Source organism: Bradyrhizobium sp. RDM12, assembly GCF_051917485.1.
Classification (GTDB): domain Bacteria; phylum Pseudomonadota; class Alphaproteobacteria; order Rhizobiales; family Xanthobacteraceae; genus Bradyrhizobium.
In genome coordinates, this window is record NZ_CM133064.1 from 637,633 (window position 1) to 652,210 (window position 14,578).

General features: G+C 65.3%; 7 protein-coding genes and 2 pseudogenes. 5 read left to right on the forward strand and 4 right to left on the reverse strand.

From position 1 onward, the window contains the following. Positions 1–66 precede the first annotated feature (66 nt). From ACTGJ9_RS03080 to ACTGJ9_RS03095, 4 genes are all read left to right on the forward strand, one after another. Positions 67–2,208 carry a methyl-accepting chemotaxis protein gene (locus ACTGJ9_RS03080; RefSeq protein ID WP_456675877.1) on the forward strand — a complete coding sequence of 714 codons (2,142 nt, stop codon included), beginning with the start codon at positions 67–69 and terminating at the stop codon, positions 2,206–2,208. A gap of 133 nt (positions 2,209–2,341) precedes the next feature. Next, positions 2,342–3,403, forward strand: a complete 1,062-nt coding sequence (locus ACTGJ9_RS03085; RefSeq protein WP_456675878.1) for an MBL fold metallo-hydrolase — start codon at positions 2,342–2,344, stop codon at positions 3,401–3,403. Between the two features lie 217 nt (positions 3,404–3,620). Further along, on the forward strand, positions 3,621–4,850 hold the full coding sequence (gene hemA / locus ACTGJ9_RS03090) for a 5-aminolevulinate synthase (protein WP_456675879.1): 1,230 nt from the start codon (positions 3,621–3,623) through the stop codon (positions 4,848–4,850). A 237-nt stretch (positions 4,851–5,087) separates the two neighbouring features. Beyond that, positions 5,088–8,597, forward strand: coding sequence for a PAS domain-containing hybrid sensor histidine kinase/response regulator (locus tag ACTGJ9_RS03095; protein WP_456675880.1), 3,510 nt, complete (start codon positions 5,088–5,090; stop codon positions 8,595–8,597). A 13-nt stretch (positions 8,598–8,610) separates the two neighbouring features. Here the strand turns inward: ACTGJ9_RS03095 and ACTGJ9_RS03100 are convergent. From ACTGJ9_RS03100 to ACTGJ9_RS03115, 4 genes and pseudogenes are all read right to left on the reverse strand, one after another. Then, positions 8,611–9,434 (reverse strand): annotated as a pseudogene (locus tag ACTGJ9_RS03100) (SDR family NAD(P)-dependent oxidoreductase). A gap of 9 nt (positions 9,435–9,443) precedes the next feature. Next, positions 9,444–9,997: pseudogene (locus ACTGJ9_RS03105) on the reverse strand (cytochrome P460 family protein). A 78-nt stretch (positions 9,998–10,075) separates the two neighbouring features. Next, positions 10,076–11,101, reverse strand: a complete 1,026-nt coding sequence (locus ACTGJ9_RS03110) for an alpha/beta fold hydrolase (RefSeq protein WP_456675881.1) — start codon at positions 11,099–11,101, stop codon at positions 10,076–10,078. A gap of 33 nt (positions 11,102–11,134) precedes the next feature. After that, on the reverse strand, positions 11,135–11,554 hold the full coding sequence (locus ACTGJ9_RS03115) for an organic hydroperoxide resistance protein (protein ID WP_456675882.1): 420 nt from the start codon (positions 11,552–11,554) through the stop codon (positions 11,135–11,137). A 197-nt stretch (positions 11,555–11,751) separates the two neighbouring features. On the opposite strand from ACTGJ9_RS03115, the gene ACTGJ9_RS03120 reads away from it, so the two are divergent. Beyond that, complete coding sequence (locus tag ACTGJ9_RS03120; protein WP_456675883.1) at positions 11,752–14,577, forward strand: ATP-binding protein; 2,826 nt, start codon at positions 11,752–11,754, stop codon at positions 14,575–14,577. Position 14,578: the final 1 nt, after the last annotated feature.

The window sequence follows — 14,578 nt, forward strand, 5'->3', positions numbered from 1 at the left end:
TTTTTTAACCCGCGCCGAGGATACTCCGCAGCGAAAACAAGAGATCACGGTTGTGGAGGAATTTCGATGGCGATCCGTCTGAGCATTGGCCTTTTCAAACCTCGTTTCAAAATGCCGAAATGGGGCCTGCGCGGCAGCCTGTTTGCGGCCTTCGCCGTGATTGCGGGCATGGGTCTCCTGATCGCAGCCGGCGCCGGCTTCGTCTTCAACCATCTCGGCTCGACCATGATGGACCTCAGCGGCCGCGATATCCCGCGCCTCTCCGCCAGCCTTCAGCTCGCCTCGCAAAGCGCGACGCTCGCAGCGCAGGGACCGGGCCTGCTCGCATCTCCAAGTGATGATGCGCTGAACGAGCGCACCAGGAACGTGAAGGACATCCAGCAGCTCGCGATGGCCAAGCTCGGCGAGATCATCGAGCTCGGCGCCGATCAGCAGACCGCGAACGCACTCCGCGACACCGCCAAGAGCATCGACGAAGCCACGCAGAGCCTGGTTTCTGCGGCCCGCGAACGGCTCGATACCGGCGCGCTGCACGACAAGCAGTATGAAGCGCTGCGCAAAGCCCAGCTCGCTTTCGTCGGCGCCGCCGGCCCGGCCATGCTGGATACCCAGACGCGCCTCAACGCGATCCTTGGTGCTGCAGAAGTGTCGGCAGACGATGCCACCGAAGCCGCCCGCACCGTCGCGCAGGTCTCGACCATCTCCGCCAATGGCAACCTGATGGCCGCCGACATGATGGCGGCGCTCTCGGCCAACAGCAGCGACACACTCGAGGCGATCGAGAAGGAATTCAAGGCGAGCCGCGACCGCGTCAAGTCGAACCTCGAGGACATCCCGAACATTGCCTCGATGCAGGCGGTGCGCGACGCCGTGCAGAAGCTGTTCGCCTTCGGCGAGGGCAAGACCGGCGTGTTCAAGATTCGCCAGAAGGAGCTCGACGCCATCGACTACGGCCAGACCATCCTGGACGAGACCCGTAAGCTCAACGTCGGTCTCGGCATCAGCGTGCAGCAGCTCGTCGACGGCGTGCAGAAAGAGACCAACGCGTCGACCTTCCGGGCGCGCCAGGAGATCTCGCTCGCCACCACCGCAATGCTGGCCCTGGGCGCGCTCACTCTGATCGGCTCGGCGCTGTTCGTCTGGCTCTATGTCGGCCGCAACATCCTGCGCCGCATCCGTGAGCTTCAGCGCGCCATGCAGATGCTCTCGGCCGGCGACCTCGACACCGAGATCGTCCGCTCCCGGCAGAACGACGAGATCGGCGCGATGAAGGAAACGCTGACGGTGTTCCGCGACAGCATGATCGAAGCCCGGGCGCTTGCGAGCGAGCAGGACAAGGATCGTGTCGTCAAGGCCGAGCGTGCCGCGCATATGGAGGCGAAGATCGCAGAGTTCGAGGGCACGGTGCGCGCCGCGCTCGACAATCTCGCGCAGTCGGCCAATTCGATGCAATCGACCGCGCAAAGCATGTCGAACACCGCGGACCAGTCCAACGCACTGGTGAACGCGGTCGCCTCCGCCGCCGAGGAAACCTCTGTCAACGTGCAGACGGTGTCGTCAGGCACCGAGCAGCTGTCGTCTTCGATCGAGGAGATCAGCAAACAGGTCGTCACCTCGGCCGCGATTGCCAAGAAGGCGGTCGACGAGGCCGGCGCCACCGACGCCACCGTGCAGAGCCTTGCCGACAGCGCAAGCCGCATCAGCGTGGTGGTCGATCTGATCCAGACCATCGCGTCGCAAACCAATCTGCTCGCGCTCAACGCCACCATCGAGGCGGCGCGCGCGGGTGAGGCCGGCCGCGGCTTTGCGGTGGTCGCGTCTGAAGTGAAGAGCCTCGCCAGCCAGACCGCGAAGGCGACGGAGGAGATCCGCACCCAGATCGCCAGCATGCAGCAGGTCACGACCTCTGCCGTCGGCGCCATTCAGGGCATCGGCCGGATCATCGGCGAGATCGACAACGTCACCACCACGATCGCGGCTGCGGTCGAGGAACAGGGCGCAGCCACCCGCGAGATCGCCCGCAACATCCAGCATGCGGCCGGCGGCACCAGCGAAGTCTCCAGCAACATCGTCGGTGTCTCCACCGCTTCGGCCGAGGCCGGCGCCGCGGCAACCGAAGTGCTGAGTGCCTCGGACGCCCTCCGCCGCGAAGCCGACATGCTGCGCGGAGAGATCGACGCGTTCCTCAACAACATGCGGGCGGCGTAGGGACGCCGTCCCTTGGGCCGGATCGAGCGCGTAATCCGGGCTACGGAAAACTGCGAGGAATGACCGCCATGCGGACGGGCCGCGCGTTGTTTTTCGGCTGGCGCCTCGCCCGCGCTGGGTTTAAGCCGGTAGCATGAACGCAAAAACCGACACCGTGCAGTCCTCCGCCGAGGCCCTGCGCTATCCGTGGGAACAGCATCCCGGCGCCGAAGAGGTCGTGGAGATCAGGCCCGGCGTGTTATGGGCGCGGCTGAAGCTGCCGTTCCGCCTCAACCATGTGAATATCTATCTGCTCGCCGACGGCGACGGCTATGCGATGGTCGACGCCGGCTTCGGCAACGAGGAGACGATCGAGGCCTGGACAAAACTGTTCGAGGGGCCGCTGAAGGGCGTCAACATCACGCGCCTGATCGTCACCCACTCGCATCCCGATCACGTCGGCCTTGCCGGCTGGATCGTCGAGCGCTTCAACTGTCCACTGGTGATGTCGCAGGTCGAGTACCTGCAATCGGTCTATCACCAGAACCGCGGTACCGAGGAACGGCGCGAGGCACAGCGGCTGTTCTTCCGCCGCCACGGCATGGATGAGTCGCTCACCGAAAAGCTGCTCGGCCGCGGCCAGGATTATCTCAAGCGCGTCTCGGTGCTGCCGCCGTCCTACCGCCGCATCTCGCATGGCGACGAGGTCGTGATCGGCACGCGCCGCTTCAAGGTGATCACCGGCGGAGGGCATGCGCTCGACCAGGTGATGCTGTATTGCGCCGACGACAAGCTGTTCCTCTCGGCCGACCAGGTGCTGAGCAAGATCTCGCCGAATGTCAGCGTGTGGGCGGTCGAGCCCGACCAGAATTCGCTCGGCGAATACCTGGCGTCGCTCGCGAGCCTCACCACCACCCTGCCCTATGATTTGCTGGTGCTGCCCGGCCACGGGGTGCCGTTCTACGGACTGAAGACCCGCATCAAGCAGCTCGCCGACCACCACGAGGAGCGCTGTCGCCTGATCGCGGAAGCCTGCCGCGAGGTGCCGCAGACCTCGCGCGCCTTGGTGCCTGTGGTGTTCAACAAGCATGTGCTGGACGAGCACCAGATGGGCTTTGCCGCCGGCGAGCTCGTCGCCCACGTCAATTACATGATTGTCGAGGGCCGGCTGACCGCCGAGACCAAGGACGGCGTGCTCCAGTTTCGGACGACGTGAAAGCAAGCGCCGGTTTAACACCGGCATATCGGCGGATGCTGCGGAGCAACATTGAAGCTCCGCGCGACTTGATCGGGAATCACGTTTCAGATCGCACGATGGGGCATTTTGCCCAAATGCCCCTCACGGCCAAATGTGGGATAGCGCATAGACATTAGAGCTGGAAAAGCTCTAGAACGATGCGCCCTTTTGGTCAGTTCCGTCTCAGGTTGCGCCGATGGATTACGCCCAGTTTTTCAATTCCGCCCTCGATCGGCTCCATACCGAGCGCCGCTATCGCGTGTTCGCCGACCTGGAGCGCACGGCTGGCCGGTTCCCGCATGCGGTCTGGCACGCGCCGAAGGGCAAGCGCGACGTCGTGATCTGGTGCTCCAACGATTACCTCGGCATGGGCCAGCACCCTAAAGTGGTCGGCGCCATGGTCGAGACCGCAACCCGCGTCGGCACCGGAGCAGGTGGAACTCGCAACATCGCCGGAACGCATCATCCGCTGGTGCAGCTCGAGGCCGAGCTCGCCGATCTCCATGGCAAGGAAGCCGCACTGCTGTTCACCTCGGGCTATGTCTCGAACCAGACCGGCATCGCCACCATCGCAAAGCTCATTCCGAACTGCCTGATCCTGTCGGACGAGCTCAACCACAATTCGATGATCGAGGGCATCCGGCAGTCCGGCTGCGAGCGGCAAGTATTCCGCCACAACGACCTCGCCGACCTCGAAGCGCTCCTGAAGGCTGCCGGTCCGAACCGGCCGAAGCTGATCGCCTGCGAGAGCCTCTATTCGATGGACGGCGACGTCGCCCCGCTCGCCAAAATCTGCGATCTCGCCGAAAAATATGATGCGATGACCTATGTCGACGAGGTTCATGCGGTCGGCATGTACGGTCCGCGCGGCGGCGGCATTGCCGAGCGTGACGGCGTCATGCATCGCATCGACATCCTCGAAGGCACGCTGGCCAAGGCGTTCGGCTGCCTCGGGGGCTATATCGCGGCCAACGGCCAGATCATCGACGCGGTGCGTTCCTATGCCCCCGGCTTCATCTTCACCACCGCGCTGCCGCCGGCGATCTGCTCGGCCGCGGCCGCCGCGATCAAGCATCTGAAGACTTCGAACTGGGAGCGCGAGCGCCACCAGGATCGCGCCGCCCGCGTCAAGGCGATCCTCAACGCCGCCGGCCTGCCGGTGATGTCGAACGACACCCACATCGTGCCGCTGTTCGTCGGCAATCCCGAGAAGTGCAAGCAGGCCTCGGATATGCTGCTCGAAGAGCATGGCATCTATATCCAGCCGATCAACTATCCGACCGTTGCCAAGGGCACCGAGCGCCTGCGCATTACGCCCTCGCCGTATCACGACGACGGCCTGATCGATCAGCTCGCCGAAGCGCTGTTGCAGGTGTGGGACCGTCTGGGTCTGCCGCTGCGCGAGAAGTCGCTGGCGGCGGAGTGATCGTCGTCCTGGCGGAAGCCAGGACCTTAACCACGTCCTGTGGCTATCGGTCCTGGCTTTCGCCAGGACGAGCCGGGGGCTGCACCTTAACGACAACCCCAGTTCCCGCCGCAACTCGGCATTTCGCTGTCGCCTCTGCCCGCCCAACGCGCTAGATTTACAGGGAAAATGAGAGCGGGCGCTTTCGCGCCTTAGGAAGATCGGGCGCTACCGCGCCATGGGAGAAGCACGCTCGCCATGCTGCACGACTGGGGCGTGATCGCTGCCGCCTTCGGCTATATCGGCTTCCTGTTCCTGGTGGCGAGCCATGGCGACCGCCGCTCGCCGGCCGGCCACGGCCGCGCGTCCGGGCTGATCTACCCGCTGTCGCTGGCGATCTACTGCACCTCCTGGACCTTCTTCGGCTCGGTCGGCTTTGCCACCCGCACCTCGACCGACTTCCTCGCGATCTATGTCGGCCCGATCCTGATGATCGGCCTCGGCGCCGGCGTGCTCCGCCGCGTGATCCAGCTTGCGAAAGCGCACAACATCACCTCGATCGCCGACTTCATCGGCGCGCGCTACGGCAAGAGCCAGGCGGTGGCGGCCACCGTGGCGCTGATCGCGATCATCGGCTCGGTGCCCTATATCGCACTCCAGCTCAAGGCGGTCGCCTCCTCGCTCGAAGTTATCCTGAGCGAGGACCAGGCGTTCTCCCACATCCCGATCCTCGGCGACATGGCGCTGATGGTGACGCTGGCGATGGCGGCGTTCGCCGTGCTGTTCGGCACCCGGCAGACCGACGCCACCGAGCATCAGCACGGCCTGATGCTGGCGGTCGCGACCGAATCCATCATCAAGCTGGTCGCCTTCCTCGCCGCAGGCATCTTCGTCACGTTCTGGATGTTCTCGCCGCACGAACTGATCGAACGCGCGATGAAGACGCCGGAGGCGGTGCGCGCCATCGACTATTCGCCGTCGATCGGCAACTTTCTCACGATGACGCTGCTATCGCTGTGCGCGATCATGCTGCTGCCGCGGCAGTTTCACGTCAGCGTGGTGGAGAATTCCTCGGATGCCGAGGTCAGTCGCGCGCGCTGGCTGTTTCCGCTCTATCTCGTCGCCATCAACGTGTTCGTGATCCCGATCGCGCTCGCCGGCCTCGTCAGCTTCCCGTTCGGCGCGGTCGACCCTGATATGTACGTGCTGGCATTGCCGATGGAGGGCGGCGCCGGATTGCTCAGCGTCGCCGTCTTCGTCGGCGGCCTGTCGGCGGCAACCGCGATGGTGATCGTCGAGTGCGTCGCGCTCTCTATCATGGTGTGCAACGACCTCGTGGTGCCGCTGGTGCTGCAACGACGGCCCGACGGCCGTGCCGGCGCCACCGATTTCGGCGACTTCCTGCTGCGCTCGCGGCGGCTTGCGATCTTCGCCATCATGGTGATGGCGTATTTCTACTACCGCGCGCTCGGCAACACCCAGCTTGCGGCGATCGGCCTGTTGTCCTTTGCCGCCATCGCGCAGCTCGCACCCGCCTTCTTCGGCGGCCTGTTGTGGCGGCGCGCCACCGCGCGCGGCGCCATCGGCGGCATGATAGTCGGCTTCGTGGTGTGGCTCTACACGCTGTTCATACCGAGCTTCATGGATTCCTCGACCGCGGGCATCATGCTGCTCCAGCATGGTCCATTCGGCATCGAGGCGCTGCGGCCGCAGGCGCTGTTCGGCGCCGACCTGCCGCCGTTGATGCATGGCGTCGTCTGGTCGCTCTCGCTCAACATCCTCACTTACGTGCTGCTGTCGCTGGCGCGGCAACCCTCGTCCATCGAGCTGGTGCAGGCCGATCTGTTCGTGCCCAACACGCTGGCCCCGATCGCCCCGAATTTCCGCCGCTGGCGCACCACCATCACGGTGCAGGACATCCAGACCACGGTCGCGCAATATCTCGGGCCCGATCGCGCCCGGCATTCGTTCGAGGCGTTCTCGGCACGGCGCAACATGCGGCTGGAATCCGGCGCACCCGCCGATTTCGAGCTGCTGCAGCACGCCGAGCACCTGATCGCCTCCTCGATCGGGGCTGCGTCCTCGCGCCTCGTGATGTCGCTGCTGTTGCGCAAGCGCACCGTCTCCGCGAAAGCCGCGCTGAAGCTGCTCGACGATTCTCATGCGGCCTTGCATTTCAACCGCGAGATCCTGCAGACCGCGCTCAACCATGTGCGCCAGGGCATCGCGGTGTTCGACGCCGATCTGCAGCTGATCTGCTCCAACCGGCAGTTCGGCGATCTGCTCAACGTGCCCCCGCACTTCATCCAGTTCGGCACGCCGCTCCGCGAGATCCTGGAGTTCATGGGCGTGAGCGACCCCGCCAATGAGGCCGACCGCGAGGCGATGATCGAGCAGCGGCTCGTGGCCTACACCACCGACAGCGAGCCTTATCTCGAACGTCTGCCGGAACGCCACATGGTGATCGAGGTGCTCACCAACCGGATGCCCGGCGGCGGCTTCGTCATCACCTTCACCGACGTCACGCCGACCTTCGAGGCGGCGGAAGCGCTGGAGCGCGCCAACGCGACGCTGGAAAAGCGCGTGCGCGACCGCACCGAGGAGCTGACCCGGCTGAATTCCGAGCTGGCGCTGGCCAAGAGCAGCGCGGAGGACGCCAGCATCTCCAAGACGCGCTTCCTCGCGGCCGCCAGCCACGACATTCTCCAGCCGCTCAACGCAGCCCGGCTCTATGTCACGAGCCTGGTCGAGCGCCAGCACAGTGGCGAGGAGACGCGGCTGGTCGAGAACATCGACGAATCGCTGCAGGCCATCGAGGAAATCCTCGGCGCGCTGCTCGACATTTCCAGGCTCGATGCCGGCGCGATGACGACCTCTATCTCGAGCTTCAAGATGGCCGATCTGATGCGCTCGCTGGAGATCGAGTTCGCGCCGATCGCGCGCGCCAAGGGCCTGGATCTCAGCTTCGTGCCCTGCTCGCTGCCGGTCGAATCCGACCGGCTGCTGCTGCGGCGGCTGTTGCAGAATCTGATCTCGAACGCGATCAAATACACCCCGCGCGGGCGCGTGCTGGTCGGTTGCCGCCGCCACGGCCCCTCGCTCAAGATCTGCGTTTACGACACCGGCGTCGGCATCCCCACGGTCAAGCGCGGCGAGATCTTCAAGGAATTCCACCGTCTCGAACAGGGTGCGCGGATCGCGCGCGGGCTGGGGCTGGGACTGTCGATCGTCGAACGGCTGGCCCGCGTGCTCAACCACGGCATCGCCATCGACGCCAATAAGAGCGGAGGTTCGCTGTTCTCCGTAACGGTGCCGACGGCGAAAGCCGTGACGCTCACCGCGGCGGTGACCAGCGCAACGCCGCTGGCGCGCACGCCGATCTCCGGCGCGCTGATCGTCTGCATCGAGAACGACGCCGCGATCCTCGACGGCATGCGGACGCTGTTGAAGGCCTGGGACGCCGAGGTGATCGCGGTCGCCGATCCCGAAGGCGCGATCGCCGCGATCGAAGCCGCCGGCGGGCGCGTCACCGGACTGCTCGTCGACTATCACCTCGATCGCGGCAACGGCATCGCCGCCATCCGCGAGATCCGCCGCCGCTTCGGCGACACCATCCCCGCGATCCTGATCACCGCCGATCGCAGCCCCGCCGTGCAGATGGCCGCGCGCGACGAGAAGATCGCGGTGCTGAACAAGCCGGTGAAGCCGGCTTCGCTGCGCGCCTTGCTCGGGCAATGGCGGACGCAGCAGATGGTGGCCGCGGAATAAGGCGCATGGTCGATCAATAATCGGTCGAGACGCTGAGCGCGCGCCATCTTTCCAATTCATCGAGGCGCTGCCGATCCGTCGCCGAGATGGCATTCACGGCATCGCTGCCGAGCGCGATGCGCTGGGGCGGTGGATCCATTTCCACGAGCTGCAGCACAACGGCAGCAGCCTTGGCGGGATCACCGGGCTGACGGCCGTCATAATCGCGTTGCATCCTGACAGCAGCACCGACGACGGCGTCATACTCCGCACGGCCCTCGTCCGTGTCATGTGCGGCCTGGGCGAAGCCGGTCCAGAATCCGCCGGGTTCGACGATCGTCACGCGCACGTCGATCAGCGCCATCTCGCGTGCCACGGATTCGAGAACCCCTCGATGCCCCATTTCGCAGCCGAATAAGCCGCGCGGGCCGGCGCGCCGATCCGCCCGCCGACAGAGGAGAGCTGCACGATGTGCCCGCGGCGCTGCCGGCGGAGCACGGGGATCGCGGCCCTCGTGACGATGATGGTTCCGAACAGATTGGAGTCGATCTGCCGACGAAATGATTCCAGGCTCGTGTCCTCGGCCGATCCGAGTTCGCCATAGCCTGCGTTGTTCACGACCACGTCGACGCCGCCGAACGCGTCGACCGCGAGGTCGATCGCAGCTTGCGCGGCCGCCTCATCGGTCACGTCGAGCGTTGCAAGCCGCAGCCTCTCACCGAAGCGTCCGAGCAAGGGTTCGAGCGGACCGAGATCGCGGGCTGTTGCAACCACCTGGTCTCCCGCATCGAGTGCTGCCTCCGTGATGGCACGCCCAAGTCCCCGCGAACTGCCACTGATGAACCATGTCTTCACGATGAGACCTCCTCAGGGCGCAAGCCGGGTGAAGACGTAGTCATGGCCGTTAGCGCGAGCCTCGTGGCAAGCAAAGCAGGTGCGGTGCTGCGCCTCGTCCACCGGTTTGCCGTTGATGAACCGGCCAAACCCCCAGCCGCCGGTCGCAGCATATCTCTTGGAATCCTTGACCATGACCTGGACCGTGGTGGGAGTGCCGGGGATTGTCGCGGAAGCGAAGTCGGGAGACTGCGTCCGCTTCCAGGCGCGCTTCACCAGAATGGTGCCGTCGGGGAATGGAAGCTTGCCGTCCTGATAGGCATCGATTGCAGTCTGGTTGCCGACCACGGCACGCAATTCGTTCAGGGCGCGGCCTCCTCCGCCGGCGCGATCAGCTCCCACTGCTTGTAGCCCGCAGGGATCGTGACGCCGAAGATCGGCGAGGCAGCCGCCGTCGCAGGACCTTCCGCAAGCACTGTCGTGACCAGATACGGCACGCAGGTCAGGAGAACGACGAGCAGGAGCACGGCCAACGCCGTGACCGTGGCATAGGAGGACTTTTTCTCTTCAGATCCGATTGACGGCATGACGTTTCTTCAAGTTGGGATCGCCGCGTAGCCCGCGGTCCGGCCCGCGCCGGACCGCGGTGTCGAATGAGCGCGGGGTCAGGCACCGCTGTCGGCATCGATGACGGCTTTGGCAAAGGCTTGCGGTGCTTCCTGCGGCAAATTGTGACCGATACCGCCGGTGACCAGGCGATAATCGTAGCGGCCGGAGAATCTCTTGGCGTAGGCGCTGGGATCCGGGTGCGGCGCGCCGTTGGCGTCGCCCTCCATCGTGATCGTCGGCACGTTGATAACAGGAGTTGCCGCGAGCTTCTTCTCGATCTCCTCGTACTTCGCCTCGCCCATGGCGAGCCCGAGCCGCCAGCGGTAATTGTGGATCGTGATCGCGACATGATCCTTGTTCTCGAAGGCCTTCGCGCTGCGATCGAAGGTGGCGTCGTCGAAGTTCCACCGCGGCGAGGCCAGCTTCCAGATCAGCTTCGCGAAATCATGCGTGTATTTCTCGTAGCCGGCGCGGCCGCGCTCGGTCGCGAAATAGAATTGGTACCACCATTGCAGCTCGGCCGCCGGCGACAGCGGCGCGTTGCCCGCGGCCTGGCTGGAGATCAGATAGCCGCTGACCGACACCAGCGCACGACAGCGCTCCGGCCACAGCGCCGCAATGATATCGGCGGTGCGCGCGCCCCAGTCGAAGCCGGCAACGACCGCCTTCTTGATGTCGAGCGCATCCATCAGCGCGATGATGTCGACGGCGAGCGCGGCCGGCTCGCCGTTGCGCAGCGTCTCGCCGGAGAGGAAGTACGTCGAACCATAGCCGCGCAAATAGGGAATGATGACGCGATAGCCGGCCTGCGCCAGGATCGGCGCGACATCGACAAAGCTGTGAATGTCGTACGGCCAGCCGTGGAGCAGGACCGCGACCGGGCCGGTCGCGGGCCCGGCTTCGGCGTAACCGACATTGAGGACGCCGGCATTGATCTGCTTGATCGTGCCGAACGATGCACTGGTTGATCGCGGCGTCTCGGTTTCGGCGCGTGCGAGGTCGATCACGCCGAGGCCGACGGCGACGGTCCCGGCTGCGAGGCCGAGGAACTGGCGACGATGCTGGTCGATAATCTGTGTCATGATCTCTTGCCTCGTTGATGGTTGTTGGAATCGTCAGATCAGATCGACAGTGACGTCGATGTTACCGCGAACGGCTCTGGAATAGGGACAGGTTTGGTGCGCCTCATCGATGAGATCGCGGGCGACGTCGCGATCGAGGCCGGGCAGGCTGACACCGAGGCGCGCTCTCAGCGCGTAGGCGCCCTCGTCGAGGACGAGATCGATCTCTGCCTCGATCGCGCTTTTGCTTGGAATCGCGATTTTCCGCTTCCGGGCCGCGATCTCCATCGCACCTTCGAAACAGGCGGACCAGCCGGCTGCGAACAATTGCTCGGGGTTGGTGCCGATGCCCGCGCCGCCGGGCGGCGACAGCCGCACGTCGAGTCGCCCATCCGAACTGCGGGACATGCCGTCCTGACGTCCGCCTGAGGTATGGGTCCGGGCCGTGTAGAGCAATCTTTCCATTTGGCTCATGAGAGTCTCCTTGCCGTCACGCAACTGACTATCAGCGACCACGCCGGGACACCCGTTTGGTGTTGTGAGAAGTTGTGAGGCCCGCGGGGAACCGGGCTTACGAGCCCTGCGAACGCAGCGTGATGCCGATGCAACGCCGGCCTTGCCGGATTGCTGCGCGCTGGCTATCCGGTTCTGCAAAGGGGCAAGATTTCGTGATGACCGAGCCGGCCGGGCCTGCGGCAGCAACGCTGTCGTTCGGGCCGTTCATCGTGAGGCCGCATGAGCGGCTGGTGACGCGCGACGGCGTCGCGCTGCCGATGGGCGCCAAGAGTTTTGACACGCTGATCGCGTTGATGTCGCGACCGAACGAGGTTGTCAGCAAATGGGATCTGATGGGCTTGGTCTGGCCCGGCATGGCCGTTGAGGAAACCAATCTGCGCTTCCACATCGCAGCGCTGCGGAAGGCGCTCGGAGACGGCAAGGACGGCGCCCGCTACATCACGACGCTGTCCGGCCGCGGCTATTGCTTCGTGGCGCCGATCTCGCAGGTCGGTATTCAAGCCGAGGCACATCTCGCGCCGCGCGCGGAATGGCCGCCCGTAAAACTGCCTAACCGATGGCAGCGGATGGTCGGACGCGCCGACGCGGTCGCCACCGTATCGGACAAGCTCGTTACATCCCGCTTCGTCACGATCGTCGGCCCGGGCGGCGTCGGCAAGACGGCCGTAGCTGTTGCGATCGCGCACGACCTGCTCGCGACGTTTGCAGAGGCCGCACACTTCGTTGATCTTGCCGCGCTCAGCGATCCCGATCTCGTGATCACCTCGCTGCTGCTGATGCTCGGACTGCCGGCCCAGACCGACGATCCGATGCCGGCCTTGCTCGCGCATCTGCACGACAAGCGAATGTTGCTGATCCTTGACAATTGCGAGCATGTCATCGCGGCGGCCGCACCGCTCGCCGCGGAGATTTTTCAGGCCGCGCCGCAGGTCCATATCCTGGCCACGAGCCGCGAGGCGCTGCGCGTCGAGGGCGAACAGGTGTACCGGCTGGCGCCGCTTGGCGTTCCACCCGATGATTCCGAGCTGACGGCCGCAATTGCCCGGACCTATCCGGCAATCGAGCTCTTCCTTGAGCGCGCAAAGGCGAGCGGCGCCCAGATCGCACTCGACGATTCCAATTCCGCCATTGCCGCCAGGATCTGCCGCAAGCTCGACGGCATGGCGCTCGCGATCGAGCTCGCCGCCGGGCGGGTCGAAGCTTATGGCCTGGAGCAGACGGCAGCGCTGCTCGACGAGCGCCTCAATCTGCTCTGGCAAGGTCAGCGCACCGCGCCGCCGCGGCAGAAGACGTTGCAGGCCACGTTGGACTGGAGCTACGGACTGCTGTCCGAGCTCGAACGCATCGTGCTGCGCAGGCTCGCGGTCTTCGCCGGCCATTTCACCATTGACGCAGCCCTCGATATCGTGCCCGACCACCAGGTCGACCGCGCGCTTCTGTTCGACGCCATCGACAGCCTCGTCGCCAAATCGATGGTCGCGCCGCGGCCGATCGGCGCCATGATGCGCTATCGTCTGCTCGACACCACGCGCGCCTATCTGCTCGCAATCGATGACGATGGATCGGCCCCCGCCGCGCGCCACGCCAGCTATTACCGGCGATGGCTGCAGCAGGCCGGCACCAAATGGGCGACGGTGCCGAGCGCCGACGAGCGCGCCATCCATTTCTCGGCGCTCCACAACGTGCGCGCCGCGCTCGACTGGTGTTTTGGCCCGAGCGGCGATGTCGGCATCGGCATCGCGCTCGCCGCCGCGGCAGCACCCATCTTTCTCGCGATGTCATTGCTGACCGAATGCCGGCGGTGGTCCGAGCGGGCGCTGGCGGCGATCGATTCCGCCTCGCACGGCAGCACGGAAGAAATGCATCTTCAAGCCGCGCTCGGATTGACTTTGATGTTCACGCGCGGCGGCAGTGAAGCGGCACGCGGCGCGTTGACCCGGGCCTTTGCCATCGCGGACAGGCTCGGTGATGCACCGAACCAGCTGCAACTCCTCGGCCGCATGCAGATCTTTCACGAGCGGATCGGCCAGTTCGATGCTGCGCTCGCCTATGCGCAACAGAGCCTCGTCCTTGCCAAAGCGCTGGGCGATCCTGCCTCGCTCGCTCTCGCGCAGTCGCTGCTCGGCGTCTCGCTGCATCTCGGTGGTGAGCATCGCGATGCGCTCAGAATGCTGGAGGCCGCCTGGCGCGGTCCCGGCACGGAGCAGATCAGCACGGTCTATGGCTTCGACCACCGCAACCGGGCCGGCATCTCGCTGGCGCGCGAGCTGTGGCTGCAGGGCCGGCCGGCGCAAGCGCGGCAACTGGCGCAGCAGACGGTCGCTGAGGCCGCGCAGATGGATCATCCGATCACGCTCTGCATCGCCCTGATCTGGGCGGTCTCTATCGATCTCTGGACCGGCGACCTCGCTGCCGCGGATGAGAACATCGACCGCTTCATCGCGCACGCCTATTCGCGCTCGATGGGGCCTTATCTCGCGGCCGGCCGAGGCGTCAAAGGCGAGATCGCAATCCGGCGCGGCGACGCCGAGGGCGGCGTGGCGACGATCGCGCACTGCCTGCAGGAGCTGCACGAGTCCGGCTACGAGCTGCTCACTACCACGTTCAGCATCGCGCAGGTTCAGGGCCATCTCGCGCTCGGACAGGTCGAGCGGAGCGCGCATTTGATCGACGATACGATCCGCCTCGTCGAACGGAGTGGAGATCATCTGTACATGCCCGAGTTGCTGCGCATGAAGGGCAAGGTCCTGCTGTCCCGCCTCGAGACCGAAGAAGCGGAAGCTCACTTCATGCAATCGCTGGAACTGAGCCGCGGCAGCGGCGCAAGAGCTTGGGAGCTGCGCGCCGCGATCGACCTCGCAACACTGATTGCCGACCGCGGCGAAGCGAAGCGATTGCTCCAATCCGCGCTCAAGGGTTTTGCCGAAGGCTCGGAGACGGCGGACATCAGGACCGCCGATGCGCTCCTCAAGAGGCGATAGG